This window comes from Paracoccaceae bacterium (assembly GCA_019454225.1).
GTDB lineage: Bacteria > Pseudomonadota > Alphaproteobacteria > Rhodobacterales > Rhodobacteraceae.
Genome location: CP075370.1, coordinates 832,455 through 851,789, shown reverse-complemented (window position 1 = coordinate 851,789; position 19,335 = coordinate 832,455). Strand labels below are relative to the sequence as shown.

Annotated in this window: 18 protein-coding genes; 11 read left to right on the top strand and 7 right to left on the bottom strand. The window is 68.2% G+C overall.

Annotation, left to right across the window (positions count from 1 at the left end; all coding sequences use genetic code 11):
• Positions 1–33 precede the first annotated feature (33 nt).
• On the top strand, positions 34–876 hold the full coding sequence (locus tag KF887_04060; protein QYK42308.1) for a helix-turn-helix transcriptional regulator: 843 nt from the start codon (positions 34–36) through the stop codon (positions 874–876).
• Here KF887_04060 and KF887_04055 read toward each other — a convergent pair.
• The gene (locus tag KF887_04055) at positions 834–3,374 is read right to left on the bottom strand and encodes a CHAT domain-containing protein (GenBank protein ID QYK42307.1); all 2,541 of its coding nucleotides are present in this window, start codon (positions 3,372–3,374) and stop codon (positions 834–836) included. The two genes, KF887_04060 and KF887_04055, sit on opposite strands and share 43 nt — an antisense overlap.
• Before the next feature lie 86 nt (positions 3,375–3,460).
• The gene (locus KF887_04050; protein QYK42306.1) at positions 3,461–3,922 is read right to left on the bottom strand and encodes an Lrp/AsnC family transcriptional regulator; all 462 of its coding nucleotides are present in this window, start codon (positions 3,920–3,922) and stop codon (positions 3,461–3,463) included.
• 135 nt (positions 3,923–4,057) lie between these two features.
• Here KF887_04050 and ald point away from each other — a divergent pair, with 135 nt between their 5' ends.
• Positions 4,058–5,176 (top strand): alanine dehydrogenase, encoded by a 1,119-nt coding sequence (gene ald, locus KF887_04045; protein QYK42305.1) that lies wholly within the window; start codon positions 4,058–4,060, stop codon positions 5,174–5,176.
• 11 nt (positions 5,177–5,187) lie between these two features.
• Here the strand turns inward: ald and KF887_04040 are convergent, their stop codons facing one another.
• On the bottom strand, positions 5,188–6,462 hold the full coding sequence (locus KF887_04040) for an acetylornithine deacetylase/succinyl-diaminopimelate desuccinylase family protein (GenBank protein ID QYK42304.1): 1,275 nt from the start codon (positions 6,460–6,462) through the stop codon (positions 5,188–5,190).
• Positions 6,463–6,580: 118 nt separating this feature from the next.
• Between KF887_04040 and KF887_04035 the strand changes: the two genes are divergently transcribed.
• Genes KF887_04035 through KF887_04000 form a run of 8 tightly spaced genes read left to right on the top strand, consistent with a single transcriptional unit; the run spans position 6,581 to position 13,890 of the window.
• Positions 6,581–7,657, top strand: a complete 1,077-nt coding sequence (locus KF887_04035) for a hypothetical protein (protein ID QYK42303.1) — start codon at positions 6,581–6,583, stop codon at positions 7,655–7,657.
• Between the two features lie 23 nt (positions 7,658–7,680).
• Positions 7,681–8,793 carry a hypothetical protein gene (locus KF887_04030; GenBank protein QYK43428.1) on the top strand — a complete coding sequence of 371 codons (1,113 nt, stop codon included), beginning with the start codon at positions 7,681–7,683 and terminating at the stop codon, positions 8,791–8,793.
• 4 nt (positions 8,794–8,797) lie between these two features.
• On the top strand, positions 8,798–10,723 hold the full coding sequence (locus KF887_04025; GenBank protein QYK42302.1) for an ATP-binding protein: 1,926 nt from the start codon (positions 8,798–8,800) through the stop codon (positions 10,721–10,723).
• The gene (locus tag KF887_04020; protein QYK42301.1) at positions 10,723–10,920 is read left to right on the top strand and encodes a hypothetical protein; all 198 of its coding nucleotides are present in this window, start codon (positions 10,723–10,725) and stop codon (positions 10,918–10,920) included. The genes KF887_04025 and KF887_04020 overlap by 1 nt, the downstream gene beginning before the upstream one ends.
• Positions 10,917–12,278 (top strand): hypothetical protein, encoded by a 1,362-nt coding sequence (locus tag KF887_04015; GenBank protein QYK42300.1) that lies wholly within the window; start codon positions 10,917–10,919, stop codon positions 12,276–12,278. Before KF887_04020 ends, KF887_04015 begins: the two co-directional genes overlap by 4 nt.
• Complete coding sequence (locus KF887_04010) at positions 12,275–12,541, top strand: hypothetical protein (GenBank protein QYK42299.1); 267 nt, start codon at positions 12,275–12,277, stop codon at positions 12,539–12,541. Before KF887_04015 ends, KF887_04010 begins: the two co-directional genes overlap by 4 nt.
• A 9-nt stretch (positions 12,542–12,550) precedes the next feature.
• Positions 12,551–13,201 carry a DUF1523 family protein gene (locus tag KF887_04005; protein QYK42298.1) on the top strand — a complete coding sequence of 217 codons (651 nt, stop codon included), beginning with the start codon at positions 12,551–12,553 and terminating at the stop codon, positions 13,199–13,201.
• Positions 13,202–13,212: 11 nt separating this feature from the next.
• A complete protein-coding gene (locus tag KF887_04000; protein QYK42297.1) occupies positions 13,213–13,890 on the top strand; it encodes a hypothetical protein in 678 nt (225 codons plus the stop codon).
• A gap of 7 nt (positions 13,891–13,897) precedes the next feature.
• Here KF887_04000 and pheT read toward each other — a convergent pair whose 3' ends face one another.
• Positions 13,898–16,315 carry a phenylalanine--tRNA ligase subunit beta gene (gene pheT / locus KF887_03995; protein QYK42296.1) on the bottom strand — a complete coding sequence of 806 codons (2,418 nt, stop codon included), beginning with the start codon at positions 16,313–16,315 and terminating at the stop codon, positions 13,898–13,900.
• A 106-nt stretch (positions 16,316–16,421) separates the two neighbouring features.
• Between pheT and KF887_03990 the strand changes: the two genes are divergently transcribed.
• On the top strand, positions 16,422–17,339 hold the full coding sequence (locus KF887_03990) for a hypothetical protein (protein QYK42295.1): 918 nt from the start codon (positions 16,422–16,424) through the stop codon (positions 17,337–17,339).
• Positions 17,340–17,351: 12 nt separating this feature from the next.
• On the opposite strand, the gene pheS is transcribed toward KF887_03990, so the two are convergent.
• From pheS to rpmI, 3 genes are all read right to left on the bottom strand, one after another.
• Positions 17,352–18,425: a phenylalanine--tRNA ligase subunit alpha gene (gene pheS / locus KF887_03985; protein ID QYK43427.1), complete on the bottom strand. Its 1,074-nt coding sequence runs from the start codon at positions 18,423–18,425 to the stop codon at positions 17,352–17,354.
• 198 nt (positions 18,426–18,623) lie between these two features.
• Positions 18,624–18,992 (bottom strand): 50S ribosomal protein L20, encoded by a 369-nt coding sequence (gene rplT / locus KF887_03980; protein ID QYK42294.1) that lies wholly within the window; start codon positions 18,990–18,992, stop codon positions 18,624–18,626.
• A gap of 12 nt (positions 18,993–19,004) precedes the next feature.
• Positions 19,005–19,205, bottom strand: coding sequence for a 50S ribosomal protein L35 (rpmI, locus tag KF887_03975; protein QYK42293.1), 201 nt, complete (start codon positions 19,203–19,205; stop codon positions 19,005–19,007).
• Positions 19,206–19,335: the final 130 nt, after the last annotated feature.

Here is a 19,335-nt window from a genome sequence, read left to right as displayed (position 1 = left end):
GAACCGGCGCAGGGCCAAGGCCATGCTTCGGCCATGTCACACCCAAGGCCACCCGCCCCACCCTCGTTCGGAGACATCCTGCGCCTCTGGCGCGGGCGCCGCCGGCTAAGCCAGCTTGCGCTCGCCTGCGACGCGGGCGTCAGCCAGCGGCACCTGAGCTGTGTCGAGCAGGGCCGCGCGCGGGCAAGCCGCGACATGGCACTGCGACTGGCCGACGCGATGGACCTGCCGCTGCGCGCGCGCAACGACCTGCTGCTGGCCGCCGGCCATGCACCCGTGTTCCCTGAATTCAGCGACCAGCACAGGGCCATGGCCGAGGCGATGCGCATGGTCGACCGGATCGTGGCCATTCAGGCCCCCAATCCCGGTATCGCGGTGGACCGCCACTGGAACATCCTTGCCGCCAACGATGCGGCCCGCTGGCTGATGGGCGGTGTGGCGAACGCGCTGCTGGCCGCCCCCATCAATGCGCTTCGGCTCAGCCTGCATCCGGATGGCCTGGCGCCCCGCATTCGCAACCTGCGCGACTGGCGCGACCATGTCCTGCACCGTCTGGATCGCCAGATCGACGCCTCGGGCGATGCGGTGCTGTCGGGGCTGCGCGACGAGCTTGCGCGCTATCCGGTGCCGCCGCCTGCCCCACACGGCCGGTTGCCGCAGGCCCGTCCGGACGCGCTGTTCGTGCCGCTTGTGCTCGACAGTCAACTAGGTCCGCTGTCCTTCATCACGACAACCACCGTGTTTGGCGCACCGCTGGACGTCGGGCTGTCGGAACTGGCCATCGAAAGCTTCCTGCCCGCCGATTCAGCAACCGAGGCCGCCATGGCGCGCGTTTACAGCCAGTTGCCCATCAGCACGAACGCAGACCAGAAATAGGGATGGGCAAAGCCCTGCGGGGCCTCGGGTGCATCCAGCGCCTCGGCGGCCCGGGTCGTCCCTTCGCCCGCACCACCGCCCCGCAGCATCGCGATCTGCGCCTGCCGCAGCGCCTCGGCCTTGTCGAGCCCGCCCTCCATCAGCCCCGCATAGAAGTCACGCATCAGTGCAGGTGTCGCCGCATCCGACACCGGCCAGAGCGAGGCCATCACCGCCCCCGCCCCGTTCAACTGCGCCGTCGCCGCGAACCCGTCGATTTCCGACCCGTCGCCGCCCCGCGCCGTCTGGCAGGCGGACAGAGTCAGCAGGTCAACCCCCTGGAAGCGCAACGCACGGGTGCTGCGGATTCGCGACAGCGGCAGGTGGCTTCCGTCACCGAGCAGCAGGAAGCTGTCATCCTCCCGTCCGGGCATCAGGTTGAAATGGCTGGCGATGTGCAGGATCGCGGGCTTGCGCAGCAGGCTTCGGCGCAGTGCGCGTTCGTCAAAGCCCGCATCCAGCACGGTCTCGCCCGCAAGCACCTCACCGAAGATGGCCGCCAGTTCGGCCCGAACCCCGGGCAGCGGCGAAAACCCCGGATGCGCCGCCGTCACGCCGAAACCCGCCGTCGAATCGGGGCTGCGGGGCGCCGCCGCGAACTGTGTCGGGACCGCGGGCGTGTAGATGGCCAGCGCATGCCGTTCGATCAGATAGCCTGTCCCGTCGTGCAGGGCGGCAAAGGGCACATAGCGCAGGAAGCCGTCGAGGTTCAGCATCACCACCTCGATGCCCGCCGCCGTCAGGTCCGGGGCGACGGGGGCAAACACCACCTGATAGAGCGCCTGCAACTGCGCATCGACATCTGGCGACACGGACTCGATCGCCTGCAACGCCTCCAGCACCTGCCGCGCCAGATCGGCGCGGGCCACCGGCACCTGCCGGTGCAGGGTCAACCCTGGCAAGGTCAGGAACAGGTGGGTGGCCTCGTCCAGCGCCGCCACCTGCAGGATCGCCGTGGGGCGGTCCAGCGTTTCCAGAACGGCCTGATAGCTGCCGACCGCATCGAACTGCACCTGCATGGCGGGCCGTTCGGCGTCGGGAAGCTCGGCCAGGAACGCCTCGACATCGGCGTCGAACCGGTCCGCAGCCGCCTGCAGCGCCTCCTGCAGGACGAAGGCCTGATCCTCCTCGGCCTCGGTCGCGGTGCCAGCGTCGATCTTGGCCATGATCGCGCGCAGTTCACGCTCGGCCGCGACAGGCACCGTCGACAGCGCTTCCAGACGCGCCTCCTCGTCCAGCTCGGCGTCCGTCAGGATCGCCCGCGTCTGTGCCAGCCCGTCACCCGCGTCACGGCGCAGGAACTCGAAGACCTCCTCCTCCTTCTCCATGTTCAGGACGGCCTGCGCTTCCGAGATGCGCCCCTGTGCGATCAGAAGGTCGGCAAGTGACTGGTAGAGGCGCCGCCATTCGGCCTGGCTTGCCGCCATGTCCTGCGCGCCGGCGATGGTGTTGGTCGCGCGGATTTCCTGCTGCGCGTTGACCGCCATCTTGCCGAAGAAGATCGCGCGCTCGACCTGGCCCTTCATCGCAAAGGCGCGGCTGAGCAGTTCGAAGTTCCACCGCTGGTCCGACAGCATCTGCCGGCGGTTCGCCGCGATGAAGGGCAGCGCCTTCATCGCCCAGCCGATCGCTTCGTCCGCATTGCCCTCTTCCAGGGCGACAAGTCCGATGTTGATCCGCAGCTTGGTCGTGTTCTCGTGATAGGTGCCGTGCGCGGGTTCGATGATCGCCAGCGCGCGTTCCTGCCAGGCCCGGGCGCGCGGATAGTCCTTCATGCGGGTATAGACCCAGCCGATGTTGGTCGAAAGATAGCCCACCGACAGGCTGTCCTCGCCCTCGGTGCGGGCGTGGTACTCGATGGCATGGGCATAGGCCGACAGGGCCTCGGCAAAGGCGCCGGTGCTTTCGCGGCTCATCCCCTCGTTCCACCAGGTGCTGGCGATACCGCCTTCGTCGGGCGGGTCCATGGCGGAATAGACCTCGCGCGCGGCGGCCGCCGCTGCCAGCGCCTCGGGATAGCGCGACAGGTTCTGAAGCGCGCTCGCGCGGTCTTCCAGTGCGATGCCCGACAGACGGGCAACCCAGGCATCACGCGGCAGCTGGGCAAAGATCGCGCCTGCGGCATCCGCCTGCCGCAGCGCACCCTGATACTCGCTGAGGCCGTTCATCACCCGGCCGACCATCAACGCCGCGATCCCGGCATCGGTGCCCGGGCCGTCGCGTCGCAGAAATCCGGTCTGCGCATCCTCGAAGAACGGCAGCGCCGCGCGCAGCCGGGGTTCTTCCCATTGCGCGATCAGGGCATTGGCCAGATCCATCGCCGCCTGCGGATCGCCCGCGCGTGCCGACGCCAGCAGCGCCGCATCCATCCCGGCCAGCGGGTCGTCGGATGCCCGCAACGGCAGGGTGCCCAGCGCCGCAGCGACCACAATCGCAAGACATGTCAGCCAGATGCGCATGAACCACCTCGGACGCAGGTTAGGGGCGCCCCGCCGGTCATGGCAAGACGGGTGGCAGGCGCTGACAGCATTTGTCATGAGCCGGGTCAGACGGTGAGAGCGGTGGTCTGATGCACCGTACGCAGCGCAAAAGACGAGTTGATCTGCGCGACGCCAGGCAGTCGGGTCAGATACTGGCGGTGAATACGGGCGAAATCTTCGGTGTCCTGCGCCATGATCTTGATCAGGTAGTCGGCCGAACCCGCCATCAGGTGGCATTCCAGGATATCCGGTACGCGCGCCACGGCACGCTCGAAGGCATCCAGCACCTCGTCCGACTGGCCCTGCAGGGTGATTTCCACGAACACGGTCGTCGGCCGCCCCATCCGGCGCGCGTCCAGAAGGGCCACATACCCGGCGATATAGCCCGCCTCCTCCAGGCGCTGCACACGGCGGTGACAGGCCGATGGTGACAGGTTGACCCGTTCCGACAGATCGGCGTTGGTGATCCGCCCTTCCTTTTGCAGCACCGTCAGTATCCGGCGGTCGGTTGCGTCAAGATCATCCATGTCGGCAGAATCTTTCGTCAGATTGGCCTGTCGCGAAGTTTCTTTCGCACAGAATGGCCCCCGCGCCTGTCAGAAATCAAGATGCACGCGCGCGGCCCGCGTCATCATGGCGAAAATGCACAGGGAGTTGCCGCCATGCGTATCGGATGCCCGAAAGAGATCAAGCCACAGGAATTCCGCGTCGGCCTGACGCCGGACGCGACGCGCGACGTGATATCGGCGGGGCATGCGGTTCTCGTGGAAACGGGGGCAGGAACCGGCGCCGGCTTCAGCGATGCCGACTATCTTGCGGCAGGCGCGCGCATCGTGTCCCGGGCCGAGGATGTCTGGGCGGACGCCGACCTTGTCATCAAGGTCAAGGAACCGCAGGCCGCCGAACGCGCGATGCTGCGCAAGGGGCAGGTGCTGTTCACCTATCTGCATCTCGCACCCGATCCGGACCAGACGCGCGACCTGATCGCCAGCGGCGCGACCTGCATCGCCTATGAAACCGTGACCGACCGCACCGGCGGATTGCCCCTGCTCGCGCCGATGTCCGAGGTGGCGGGACGGCTGGCCCCGCAGGTCGGTGCCTGGGCGCTGCAAAAGGCCAACGGCGGGCGCGGCGTGCTGATGGGCGGAATTCCCGGCGTGGCGCCGGCAAGGGTCGCGGTGATCGGGGGGGGCGTCGTCGGCACCCACGCCGCGCGGGTTGCGGCGGGCATGGGGGCCGAGGTGACCGTGCTTGACCGGTCGCTGCCGCGCCTGCGCTATCTGGACGACGTGTTCGCGCGCGACTTCCGCACCGCCTATGCCAGCGCTGCCGCCACCGCGCAGGCTGTGGCCGAGGCCGATCTGGTCATCGGCGCCGTGCTGATCCCGGGCGCTGCGGCGCCGAAACTGGTGACCCGCGCCCAGCTTTCCACGATGAAACCGGGGGCAGTGGTGGTGGATGTCGCGATCGACCAGGGCGGCTGTTTCGAGACCAGCCGCGCCACGACCCACCAGGACCCGATCTATGTCGTGGACGGGATCGTCCACTATTGCGTCGCCAACATGCCGGGCGCCGTCGCCCGAACCTCGACGCTCGGCCTGGGCAACGCGACACTGCCGTTTCTGCTGGCCCTCGCAGGCAAGGGATGGCGGCAGGCCTGCGCCGACGATCCCCATCTGCGCGCCGGTCTGAACGTCCATGCGGGCCAGATCACACACCCTGCGGTCGCCACGGCGCTTGGCCTGCCGCATGTGGCGGCGGAAAGCGTGCTGTCTGGCTGAGCGCGCCGCCCTCAGCCAGGCAGCAGGTCATCAAGGACAAGCGCCATCACCCTGGCGCTGTCCATCATGTCGTCGACGCCGATCCACTCGTCCGGCTGATGCGCCATATGCAGCAGCCCCGGCCCGTAGGCGATGCAGTTCTTCAGGCGCCCGATCCGGTCGACATGCTTCTGGTCGTAGGTGCCGGGCGAGGCCACGAACTCGGGATGCCGCCCCAGCACCCGTTCGATCGCCGCGGCGGTCGACTGCACGACGGGGGCGTCACGCGGGGCCATCACCGGCGCCACCGCGAACAACTCGCGCATGTCCCAGGCAAAGCCGGGGCGACGGGCGGAGATCCCCTCCATCAGCGCGACCAGTTCGCGCTTCACCTCGTCGGCGTCTTCCTCCATCAGCCAGCGGCGGTCGATGACGATGCGGCAGCTGTCGGCCACGCAGGGCGCGGGCAGCGATGTGTCGCCGGGCGCGGGTTCGGGTGCGCCGCCGTGCACCGAATTGATGTTCAGCGTCGCCGCCCGCGCACCTTCCGGCACCACCGGCAACGCGGTGCGCCGCTCGGCAAGGCGCGGCTTCAGCCGGTGTTCGATATCGTGCAGAACCTCGGCCATCTGTGCGATGGCGCTGTCGCCCAGGAATGGCATCGACCCATGGGCGATGCGTCCCCGGGTCTCGACCTCCACCCACCAGACCCCGCGGTGGCCAAGGCAGATGCGATCCTTGTGCAGCGGCTCGGGGATGATGACGTGGTCCACACGGCCCGGCGCGAAATAGCCGCGCTCGGCCAGATAGGCGACGCCGCCGTATCCGCCGGATTCCTCATCGGCCGTCGCCGAGATCTCGACGGCGCCCGGATGGTCCGGCCGGGCCGCGCGGAACGCCTCGGCGGCAATGATGGCCGCGGCCAGCCCGCCCTTCATGTCGCAGGCCCCGCGCCCGTAGATCCGGCCATCCTCAAGCTCGCCGCCGAACGGGTCGCGGGTCCAGCCGTGGCCCACCTCGACCACGTCGTGATGTCCGTTGAAATGCACGCAGGGCCCGGGCCGCGCCCCTTCGGCGCGCGCGACAAGGTTCCAGCGGGGGTAGGCATCGCTGTCGCCGGGCGCCCCGATGGCCCGGACATAGTCGACGTCCCATCCCTGCGCGGCCAGTCGCGCGCCAAGATGCTCGCAAATCTCGCGATAGCAGGCGCCCGGCGGGTTCAGCGTGGGAAAGCGGATCAGTTCCTGCGTCAGCCGGATCAGGCTGTCGCGGCGAAGGTCGATCTGCGTCGCAATCGGTTCGGCCATGCCGCCAGTCTGCCTGCCCCACCCCCGACCCTGCAAACGAATTTCGGGTGACGCGGGGGATGCAATTTGCCATATCCTTTCCCACGTCGATTTCATCAGCAGCGCGGAGGTTTCCCCCATGGCCGATTTTGACAAGATGATCCGCGACAGCCAGGCACAGGTAACCGAGGCGCAATCGAAGATCTCCGCCGTAACCAGCCGGATCGAGACAGCGCGCGCCAAGCTGGCCGCCGGCGAGGCCGCCATCGATGTCGAGAACGCGAATCTCGATGACGTGCACAGGCACACGGACCTGATGAACGCGAACATCGCCGAGCTGATCATGGGGCTGGACGATGTGACGGCGGGCTTCTCGAAGGACTTCGACGAGATGCGCTCGAAGACCGGGATGGAAAGCTTCATCGGCATCTTCAGCCGGGGCAAGGCGGAATCGATGCGGCAGGAACGCCTGCGCACCGCCTCGATCGACGACAAGCTTCAGGACCTGATCGCCAAGTCGGATGTGATCGTCCGGCTGCTGCAGGGCCAGCTCGAGCTTCTGAACAGCCACAAGGCCACCGTCGAAGGCAACCTGACCGGCACGCTGGAAGAGCGCGAGGCGACGGTCGGCGAACTCGAGGCGCTGCGCGCGGAAATCCAGAAGATGGACCCCCGGATCATCGAACTGGAAAACCGCATCAGCGTCGAGCAGGACGCCGCCGCTCGGACCAAGCTGGAAACCGAACTGGCGGACCTCAACAAGCAGTACAACGCCATGGTCCAGGACGAACAGGTCAAGCTGGCCAAGTCGCAGACGCTGGAACGCTACATCGAGAAGGGCAAGTCCTGGGTCGACAGCCTGCAGAACCAGGCCGCCACGCAGATGGTGCTGATCAACAAGCTGCAGACCGATACGAAGCAGCGCGTGGTGCTCTATGACGCGCTGACCGCGTCGCTGAAGACCGCGCAGCAGCAGGACGTCGCCCACCGCATCAACGAGATCGGCGTGAAGACCGATCAGGAGGCGCAGGCCGCCATGGCCGCGATCGGCACCGCCACCAACGCCCGCATGGCCGAGATGATGGAGGCGCATGAGGACCACATGGTCTTTGCCCGCAAGGTGCTGGAGCAGAAGGCCAAGGCGGATGAACGCTTCGCCCGCCGCTTCGCGGCGATCGTCGAGAAACACGACAAGAACCTCTACGGCGAGCCGTGACCGCAAAGGACGCAAAGTCAGCGCTGACCGACGACCACGCGCAGCTCTATGACACGCTGGTTGCCCGGCGCTATTTCGCCAAGTTCCAGCGCATCACCTCGTACCTGCCCCGCGTGGCCGGTGAACTCGAGGCCGAGGGGCGGCTCTCCCGCCCCGAGGCGCGGGCGATCGGCGGCTATGTGCAGGCCCTGACGCGGACCTTTCATGCGCTGTCGCTGAAGTATCTGATGTCGGGCCGGATCGACGGCCCCCTGCCCGGCCGCCTGACCTTCGACCGGCATGAAAGCGGGTTCCCGGTGGCGCAGGAACTGATGGTCATGGCCAATGATGCGCTGCAGGCGGAACGCCATCTGTCCGGCATGGCGTCGGAAACCGAGATCAAGGACAGGATGATCCGCACCATCGTCGGCGACCTGATCATCCCGACGCAACTTCAGTTCGCCCTGTCGCAACGGCTCTACTACGAGGCCCTGCGCCAGGGCGGGCTGTTCTGGCCACGCAACGACCCCGAGGCGGCATGGGTTGCCGAAGGCAAGGGTCGGCGCCTCTGGCGGCTGTGCTGGGCGGTCTGGGACACGCAGATCAACCTGCCGGTGATCTATCTGATGGAGGTGCACGATTCCGGCCGGGTCGCGCTGCCCAAGGACGACCGGCGCTGGCCCGCCGTGCAGGCGCATCTCATGGCGCAGTCGCTGGGCGGCCTGAAGCTTCTGACCATCGCGCAGGGATTCGATTCGGATTTCGACAGCCTGCACCCGCACCGGCTGCGGCGCCTGCACCTGGGCCCGATGTACAGCCACGCCTTCACGCTGCAATCCGGCCCGATCTCGGACGTGCTGTCCGAGGCGCAGGCCGATCCCGGCGATGACTGGGCCCTCGTCTGGACGCTGGAGGATCTGGTCGCCGAGCGCGCCGAACAGGTCAAGACCGGCTGGTTCAGCACCGCCGAGCGGCAGATCTTCGCGCTCGACCCCTTCGCGGGGCGGGGCGCGGAAACCGGGGCCACCCGCACCGAACGGATGGTCATCCTTCCCGAACGGCCCTTCCAGGTCCTGGCCGAACGCAATCCCCCCGGCTTCCGGGATGTGAAGAAATTCGTTGTGGCCACCAACGGCCGCGTGATGGTGCAGAGGTGATCCCATGACCCCCCGCGACACGATGGAACTGCGTGAGGAAACCGTCCGGACGCATTACGACGCGGCGCTTGGCCTGCTGACCGGGTTCGACCATGCGCCACGGCTGGCCAAGGCGGTCGATGCCGCCGTGCCCGAACGCTCGCCCGGCATCCCAGGCCGGCCGCGCTTCCGCTCCACCACCCCCGGGCTTGTCACCAGATCCACGGCGCGCCCCGGCGGCGTCCGCCTTGTCGAGCGGGTCGAGGGCAGCGGCGACGGGCTGGTCTCGCCGCTCCAGGCGCAGGTCCTGCATGCGCTGCGCCGGGCCCTGGCCATCGCGCTGGCCATGGGCGAAACCTTCGCCGACGGCACCGGCCTTGTCGAACTGAAGAAGGCAAACCTCGAAACCCGCCTGCCCGACACCCGCCGCGCCGAGTTCACCGAACTTCTGGCGGCCGAGGCGCTCGTCTCGCTGCATGTGTTCGCCAACGCCACCGCCTTCCTGCTGGCGCCGCATCTGGGCGAGACCACGGTGGAAATCGGCGCGGTGGAAGAGGTGCTGACCGACAACGCCCCCCTCGCCCTGCAGGGCGCCCTGTGGGAGCTTGACCAGGACATCGCGCTGCATGCCGCCGACGAACAGCGCCTTGTCGCCACGGTCGCGGGGTTTGCCGAGGCGCTGATGGGCAAGGTGGCGGCACGCGCCGAAAGCGCCCCGCGCCTTGCCGCCTTCACCGGCGGGTCCTGGCGGGTCGAGGCCGATGCGCTGACCGTCGCGGGCTTCAAGCCCGCCCGCACCGCCAAGGGCAGCGTCCTGACCATGCAGTTCAAGAAACCGCATGAGGTGGTGGGCAACCATATCGCCAAGTATCAGAGCCTCCGGCTGGCCAAGATGCTGATGGCCTATGATTTCGAACGCCGCCTGAACCCCTTTGCCGAACTCGGCGGCTTCATCTTCACCTTCATGGGCGACGGCAAGCCCGGCACCGGCAAGACCACGCTGATCCAGATGATGGCGGGGCTCTTGAACGACTACTGCAAGGTGGCGGGCTATCCCTTCCGCTACCAGAATTTCTCGATCGACCAGATCGACAGCTATCAGGGCAAGTCGGGCCAGAACGCCAAGGCCTTCATCGACAACGTGCTCGACCCCGCCGTGATCGCCTTCGGCACCATCGACGACATCGACCAGGTGGCGGGCAAGCGCGGCGACCGGCAGTCATCGGCCGGCCAGCAGGAGGTGACGGCGGTGTTCATGCAGGCCTTCGCCGGGGCCAATACCGTGGTGCGGGGCAACTGCACCTTCGGCATGTTTAGCAACTACCCCGAGAACGTGGACGACGCGCTGCGCCAGCGGGCGGGCGCGCGGTTCCTGGTGGACGGCCCCCAGACGCGCGAGGATTACATCGACATCCTGTCGCTGCTTCTGGGCAAGAACCACAGGATCCCGCTGGGCGACCACGACCTGTTCGCCGCGCAGGAGATCAAGCGCGCCGTCGCCGCCAGTTTCGAGGGGCATTCGCGGCCGCATGAGGACGGCCTGATCCGGGTGTGGGACCGCGCCGCGGCCGAGATCGGCCCGCTGGACACGATTGCCAAGATCGGCCGCTACCTGAAGGCGATCCAGGAGGCGGACGAGCGGTTCACCGGCCGCGCGATCAAGAACATCACCGACGCGGTGAAGGTGCGGGCGATGGATTTCGAGCTGCCCGACGAATGGATGGAAAACCCCGACCTGTTCCTGTTCAAGCCCTATGACGACAAGCTGTCGATGATCCGGGGGCTTACGACGCCGATCACCGTGGAGATGGTGATCCAGGAGGTGAACCGCTACGCCGACTCTGAGTTCCGCTATGCCGACAAGTCGGACGAGGTGGCCATCGAGGGCATGGTGCGCGACTTCCGCCGGTCAGAAGAGGCGAAGCGGCGGTATCTGGAGGGGAAGGGGTGATGGCACACGAACCGGGTTGGGATGCCAAAGCGATTGCGCGGATCGCCAGAGAAAAATACGGCGGCACGCGCCAGATGTTCGAAGCCCATGGATGGCCTGAACGAGGCTCCAAGATGATGATCAGCCAACAAAAGCATGTGAAGGATCACTATGGATCAGTCGCTGCCTTCGTTCGACATCACGAAGGCGGCCCATGAAACTCCTCATCCAGCGCGGCCTCATGTTCGGGAACCTCATCGAGGTCTCCTCCCCCGCCCTCGTCGAACGCTACAACCGCGCGCTGAAGCACCTGACCGGCAAGACCACGCAACAGACCGATTTCCACATCGACATCTCCGGCTATTCCCCCGAAATCGGGGACGAACTGGGCGATGACCTCTATCTCAACCCCAACGGCTGCAACCGGCAATTCATCCTGCTGACCACCGCGCAGAAATCCGCCCCGCTTCTCAACATCAAGTTCTCCACCAGCCGCGGCATCCTGCGGCAGTTCATCGAACAGAACGAATCCCAGCTTTTCGCCCTGACCGCCCGCGACGCCGTGGCGGGGGAACTGCAGAACTCGGTCTACGAGGTCGATACCCCCGCGCGGCTGCTGGACATCCGCCAGATCACCATCGAGGCCGATACCATCGGCGGCCATGTGGCCGATGCCGCCCGGCTGGCGGCGCTGATCGACCGCTTCCGCAAGGAACCCGACGGCTGGCGCGACGACCTGCTGATCGCCGAGATGATCGGGCTGGCCAAGAAGACCGGCGATGTCACGCGGGTGCCGATCCACCTGCCGCGCATGACCTTCGAACAGCCGAATTTCTGGACCTCGCATTTCGGCGGGCTCTATGTGTTCCGCAGGGTCAAGGCGCCCGCCGTCATCACCGTCGCCCCGCGCAAGGCGCTGGGCCCGATCGGCGCCCCCACGGTCATGGACCTGTCGCAGCGGCACATGGTGGCGGACTGGCTGGTGAAGAACGGCCTTGTCGAATCGATCGTCGAGGCGAAGGGCGTCGATACCGCAGCACTCCTGCGGCAGAAGATGGATTTCCTGCTGGTCGATGCCGCCGACCACCTGAACCTCGACCTCGGCGGCGCCACCCGCGCCGACCTGCGCAAGATCGCGCACCGCCTGGGCTCGGCCCTGCCCGACGAGTTCAAGGGCCTTGCGGCGCTGCTGCGCTGGGTCGAGGGCGGCGGCGACTGGCCCGAGATCACCTCGGCGCATCCTGCCTTCTTCTACACGCTGCGCTCGCGCGCCCATGCCGACCGCGATCTGGTCAACATGCTGCTGGCCGAACTTGCGCCGCTCGACGTGCGGCAGCTCTACCTGACCCACAAGGAACTGTTCTATGCCACCTATGCCGGCTGGTCCGACCGCAAGCGGCAGTATGTGGCCGACTTCCTGGAGCGCGAGTATCTGGTGGACAAGCAGGGACAGCGGGCCGCCCTGTTCGGCCCCGAACCCGGCATGGACGAGGCCGCGCGCCCCGAACCCAAGCCCGCAGCCCCCGCGATGATCGACGTGGTCGGCCCCTGGGGCGCTGTCCGGAGGATGCGATGATCCAGTTGATCCAGTTGATGGTCTTCGGCTTCCTGGCGCTCAGCCTGGTCTATGTCGTGGTATCGATCTACTCCCGCTCGGTCCGCCGCGAACGCCTGGAAAAGCAGTGGGATGCTGCGCAGGGGCCGGGCGAGCGGCGTGCGTTCATCGAGGCCGGCATGGTCGCCTACCAGAAAAGTCTGCGGCGACGGCTCATCTGGCTCGTGTATGTGATCCCGGCGGTGGCTATATCGGTGATCGTATACCTGCTGAACTTCCACTAGGGGCAGCCGATGCGCTACGTCAAATGGACCCTGATCCTCACCATCCTGACACTGGTCCTGTCATCGCTGCACTACACCCTGCCGCAGACCGATATCGTCCGCATCGTCGCCACCGACACGCGGCGCATCGACTTTGGCGAGAACCAGTTCTTCTGGGCCACGCCCGACGTGGGCACCGGCGCCGCTTCCAACCGCGACGTCAAGTTCATCGAGGCGGTGCGCCCCAACGGCCGCGTCATCGTCTACCGCAACGAGGATACCGGCTGGGGCTGGCCACCCTACTTCAAGCTGAACAGCTTCAACCTGCAGGCCGAGGCATCGAACCTGATCTCGACCGCCGCCAGCCCGCAATGGGTGGCGGTCAAGCACTACGGCTGGCGCAACGAGTTCTTCACGATCTTCCCCAACGCCATCGCCCTGCGCGAGGTCGAGGGCCCGGATGTCACCTTTGTTCCCTGGCTGAACCTGGTGATCATCGCCACGCTGATCTTCCTGGTGTTCATGGTGTGGAAGATGCTCGCGCAGTTCCGCGAGCGGGTGATCGACCCGGCACAGGACCGCGTCGCGGCCACGCTGGACGACATCGACTCCCGCCGCCGCAGCATGCGCCAGCGGTTCTCCGACTGGCTGGCCTCCTGGCGCAGCAAGCCGCGCCGCTAGGGACCCCGGCGATGCACGGTCCTGCCCTGCGGCGCGTGCGGTTCGTGGATGGCGGCGGCCACAACGGCATCGGCGCCTTTGCCGAAGACGGACGCCCCGCGCTTTACGAACGCAAGGCACCGCTGCCCGCCACGTTCCTCTGCCGGGGCCTGACCCGGCATCGGGCCTTCGGCCGCCACATGCGGCCCGGACCCGGCAACGACCTGCGCTGCGACGACCGGATCAGCGGCACCGGCCATGCCGCAGGCCAGGGCGGCGATCTGCTGCGCCTGTCGATCCTCGGTTCCGACCACGAACATGACGAGGTCGACCTGCTGATCCGGCGGGCCGATGCCAACCGCCTGCTGCTGCACGCCCCCGAGGCCGAAACGCCCCGGGGCGTCGCGCGCGTCGAACGTTTCGGCGTCGAGGTCGACCTGTTCGGCCCGCTCTACGATGGCCTGATCGCGGCGCTTGATCGCTCCGACGGCCCCGAGGTCCTGCTGTCGCTGCGGCTGGACGGCGTGACGGGGGTGGTTGCGGAATGGGACGTGCCGCCGGACGCGCCGCGTCTGGTCAAGATCTTCGTCGGCGCCGCCGACATCCGCCGACCCTCGCACCTGCCCACGGGGATGGGGCTGTTCGACGGTGTCCTGCCGGGCGACTTCAGCATCGAGGTCCGGCAGGCCCTGTCGTCCGGCCAGACCTGACCGGCCATCACCCGCGCAGGCTGCCGCCTGTCGCCTTGACCACCTTCTCGACCACCTTCGCCCCCACGGCCTCGATCTCGGCCTCTGTCAGCGTCCGGTCGGGGGCCTGCAGGCGTACCGTCAGACCCAGCGATTTCCGCCCCGGCCCCATCTGCGCCGCCGCCTTGTCGCCCGCGAAATGGTCGAACACCCGCACGCTCTCGATCAGCGCCTTGTCCGCCCCTTGCGCCGCGTTCACGGCGGTCGATGCCTCGACCGCATCGTCGACCACAAAGGCGAAATCGCGCTCCACCGCCTGAAAATCCGACAGGCGCAGCGCGGGCCGCGTGGGGCTGCGCATCTTCGGCAGCGGCACGGCCGCCGGAACCACCGTGAAGGCGACCGCAGGCCCCTTCACGTCGAAGTCGCGCAGCGTCCGGGGATGCACCTCGCCGAACACCGCCAGCCGTACCGGCCCAAGGCCGATCACGCCCGAACGGCCGGGATGCCACCATCCGTCAACCTTGCGCGTCACCTGCATCCGCGCGGGCGCGCCCAGCGCCCCCAGCACCGCCTCGGCATCCGCCCTGGCATCGAACACATCCGCCGCGCGGCGGCTGCCATGCGGATCGCGCGGCGCCGTCATGCCCACCAGCAGGCCGGTGGCCATGATCGCCTGTTCGCCGGGCTCTCCGCCCGCGAACACCGGCCCCACCTCGAACAGCGCCAGGTCCATGAAGCCCCGCGCCTGGTTGCGCGCGGCAGCGCGCAGCAGCCCCGGCAGCAGATCGGGCCGCAGATGCGTCATCTCGGAACTGATCGGGTTGTCGACCCGCACCGCATCGGTACCGCCACCGAAATGCGATGCGGCCGCCTGGTCGATGAAGCTGTAGGTCACGCATTCGTTGTAGCCAAGCCCGGCCATCACCCGCCGCGCCGTGCGCTCGCGCCGCTGTGCCTCGGTCAGGATCGGGCGGGGCACGCCGGGGTCGGTGCGCCGCAGCGGTTTTCCCACCAGCCGCGCCAGCGACGCCACCCGCGCCACCTCTTCCACCAGATCGGCCTCGCCCTGAACGTCGGGGCGCCAGGTCGGCGGCGCCGCCATGTCACCCGACAGCGTGAAGCCAAGCGCGGTCAGCGTCGCCCGCTGGTCGGCCTCGGAAATCTCCATGCCCACAAGACGGCTGGCCCGCGCCGGATCGAACCGGTAGGCGCGCGCCGTATCGGGCACCGCGCCATCGACCGCCAGCGACGACGCCTCGCCCCCGCAGATGTCCAGGATCATCTGCGTGGCCAGGTCCAGCCCCGGCAGGGTAAAGGCCGGGTCCACGCCCCGCTCGAACCGGTAGCGCGCATCCGAGTTGATGCGCAGTGCGCGCCCCGTGGCAGCCACCGTGATCGGGTCCCAGAAGGCGCTTTCCAGAAAGACCTCGGTCGTGCCGGCGGTCACCCCCGACGCCTCTCCCCCCATGATCCCGGCCAGCGACTCCGGCCCCTGATCATCGGAAATCAGCATCTGGCCCGCGGCGATCGCATAGGTCTTGCCGTCAAGTGCCAGAAGCGTCTCGCCCCCCTCGGCCGGATGGATGCGCAGCGCGCCCTTCACCAGCGCCGCATCGAAGACATGCAGCGGCCGGTTCAGGCCGAAGGTGAAGAAGTTGGTGATGTCGACCAGCGCCGAGATCGGTCGCAGCCCGATCGCCCGCAGCCGCGCCGCCAGCCAGTCGGGCGATGGCCCGTTGCTGACCCCCCGGATCACCCGGCCCGCGAACAGCGGGCAGCCCCTGGCCTTCAGCCGCGCGTCGATCTCCACCCGGACCGGGCAGGGAAAGGCACCGTCGATCACCGGCACCGGCAAGGGCCGCAGCCGCCCCAGCCCCCGCGCCGCCAAGTCCCGCGCGATCCCCCGCACGCCCAGCGCATCGGGCCGGTTCGGCGTGACCTTGATATGGATCATCGGATCGTTCAGACCCTTCCAGTCGATGAACCGCTTGCCCAGCGGCGCATCGGCGGGCAGGTCGATGATTCCGTCATGATCCTCCGACAGCATCAGTTCGCGTTCCGAACACAGCATCCCGTTCGATTCCACGCCCCGGATCACCCCGGGCTTCAGGTCGACCCCGGTGCCGGGCACATGCGTGCCGGGCGGCGCGAACACACCCACCAGCCCGGTGCGCGCGTTCGGCGCGCCGCAGACCACCTGAACCTCCACCGGGGCCGTCCCCGGGCCGTCGGGCAGGGTTTCCACCCGGCACACGCGCAGCCGGTCGGCATTCGGATGCTGAACCGCCTCGATCACCCGCGCGATGGTAAAGGCCCCCAGCCGCGCCGCCGGATCCTCGACCCCCTCGACCTCGTGGCCCAGATCGGTCAGCGCCTCGGTGATCTCGGCCAGGGTCGCGTCGGTTTCCAGATGATCGCGCAGCCAGGACAGGGTGAATTTCATCGTGCGGGGCCTTTCGCGGGGCAATGCGGGGCGGGCATAGCGCAATCCCCGCGCGGGGAAAAGGGCGGGGCTTGCCGCCGCTGCCGCGCCCCGCCAGTCTGCATCCATGACCGACGCACCGCCCCCGCGCAAACGCATGCCGCCCGAGGTGAAGGCCGAGTATTTCGCCTATCGCGCGGCCTATGACAGCCGGCCGGTCGCCACTGGCCCGTTCGTCACCATCGGCGATGTGGTGGCGCGAATCCGCGATGCGGCCGATGCGGAACGCGGCTTTTCGCTGGTGCGCATGGGCGATGGCGACGGCTGCGCGTTGTTTCACGGAACCCCGGGGTTCGAACGGCTGGGGGATTTCATCTGGGCGGTGCAGATGTCCAACTACTTCGGGCGCCGCGACTGGACCGCCGGACAGATGCACCATCTCGCGGCCGAGGTGGCCCGGGCCGTCGAGGCCGCCGACGTGGTTACCGCCGCCCGCAGCCCCGCGCTGCACGCCCGCCTGATCGCCGCACCCGAACCGCACCGCGTGCCCGACATTCGCGGCTGGGTGGGCGCCACCTGGGTGCAGCACGCCTTCACCGCCGCCGGTCGCCATGCGCGCCAGGCCGTCTATCCCGACACATGGGTGCATGTCGCCCTGCTGCCGCATCTGGCGGGTCTGCTGGCGGGGCGCGAGATCGGCATCGTCTCGTGCCGGGGGTCCGGCTTCCACGCCCGGCTTGCCACCGCCTGCAACGCCCGCCTTGCGGCCGAGGTCCACATCCCCGGCGCGGCCGAGTCGGGCGATCTGGCAGGCGAACCGCTCTATCCCGACGCCCTGCCCCGTGTCCGGGCCCAGACCCTGGCCGCTGCGCGCCCGGGTCTTGTCATGCTGATCGCCGCCGGGTCCTGCGCCAAGCCGCTCTGCGTCGATGCCGCGGCGGCGGGCGCCGTCGCGCTCGACCTCGGCAGCACGATGGACGTGCTGGCCGGCCGCGCGGTGCGCGGGTATCAGGGGGCCGCGATGCTGGACAGGTGGCGGGTCTAGGCTGGCCTGGTCTCAGGCCGACAGCCCCGCCGCCAGATCGGGCCGGTCCAGCGCCGCAAAGCCGTAGTGGCGCAGCCAGCGCAGGTCGGCCTCGAAAAAGGCGCGCAGGTCGGGGATGCCGTATTTCAGCATCGCGATCCGGTCGATCCCCATGCCGAAGGCAAAGCCCTGATAGCGCTCGGGGTCCACCCCCGCCGCCGCCAGCACCTTGGGATGCACCATGCCCGACCCGAGGATCTCCATCCACTTGTCGCCCTCGCCGATCCGCAACTGGCCGCCCACGTTGGAATAGCGGATGTCGACCTCGGCCGAGGGTTCGGTGAAGGGGAAATGCGACGCGCGGAACCGCAGTTCCACCCGGTCCACCTCAAAGAACGCGCGGCAGAACTCCTCAAGGCACCATTTCAGGTTGGCCATGCTGATGTCGCGGTCGATGGCCAGCCCTTCGACCTGGTGGAACATCGGCGTGTGGGTCTGGTCCATGTCCATGCGATAGACGCGCCCGGGCGCGATCACCCGGATCGGCGCCCCCTGTGCCTGCATCGCCCGGATCTGCACCGGGCTGGTGTGGGTGCGCAGCACATGCGGCGGGCGGTTGTCGCCCTCGGCACGGTGCATGAAGAACGTGTCATGCTCCTGCCGGGCGGGATGCTCGGGCGGGATGTTCAGCGCATCGAAATTGAACCAGTCGCTTTCCACCTGCGGCCCCTCGGCCACGGCAAAGCCCATGTCGGCGAAGATCGCCGTCAGTTCGTCCATCACCTGGCTGACCGGATGGATCGTGCCGCGCGGCCGGGGCCGGGCGGGCAGCGTCACGTCCAGCCACTCCGACCGCAGCCGCGCATCAAGCGCCGCATCGGCCAGGCCCGCGCGCCTGGCCCGGACGGCCGCCTCGATCTCGTCCTTCAGCGCGTTGAAGGCCGCACCCGCCGCCTTGCGTTCCTCGGGCGCCATCCGGCCCAGTCCCGCCATCAGGGCCGAGATCTCGCCCTTCTTGCCCAGCGCGGCAACCCGCACCTCGTCCAGCGCGGCTTCGCCCGTGGCGGCGGCAACGGCGGCGATATACTTGTCGCGCAAGCTGTCCAGGCCCTGCATGGCACCTCTCCTGTCGGTCGACCGGGTGCTAGCGGCGCGGGGCGGCGAATGCAAGCGGGCGGGCGGGACCGGCACGGCCATTCCCGGCCGCGCGGCACCGATCCGCGCGGGCAGGGCGGAAACCCGGCGCCGCAATGCGAAAGGGCCCCGCCGGTCGGCGGGGCCCCTCGGTCAGGCAAGGCTGTGCGATCAGGCGGTCGCCAGCGCGCCGCGGGCCTTTTCGGCAATCGCGTTGAACGCCTCGGGCTCATGCACGGCGAGGTCGGCCAGAACCTTGCGGTCCACCTCGATCCCCGCCTTGTTCAGGCCGTCGATCAGCTTCGAATAGGTCATCGACAGGTCGAACAGGCGCACGGCCGCATTGATCCGCTGGATCCACAGCGCGCGGAACTGCCGCTTGCGCACCTTGCGGTCGCGCGTGGCGTACTGGTTCGCCTTGTCCACCGCCTGGGTGGCGGTGCGGAAGTTGGTGGAACGGGCGGCATAATAGCCAGCCGCCTGCTTGATCACCTTGCGGTGGCGGGCATGCGTGACGACGCCGGATTTGACGCGGGACATGTCGGGCTCTCCTTACCGGTCGTAGGGCATGTATTTCTTGACGATCTTCGTGTCCTGCGGGGACAGCAGCATGGTGCCGGTCGCCTCGCGCACGAATTTCGTCGAGCGTTTGATCATGCCGTGGCGCTTGCCCGCCACGCCGGCCTTGGCCCGGCCGCTGGCGGTGAAGCTGAACCGCTTCTTGGCCGCCGATTTGGTCTTCATCTTGGGCATTTCGATCTCCAGTCGTTACAGGCGCGACTCGGCATGCCACTCCGGCCGGCCGCGCAGGATGAAGCGGGGCGTCTACACGCCATCCGGCCCCGGCGCAAGACCCGAGGTTGCGCGGCATCGGGCCCGAAGG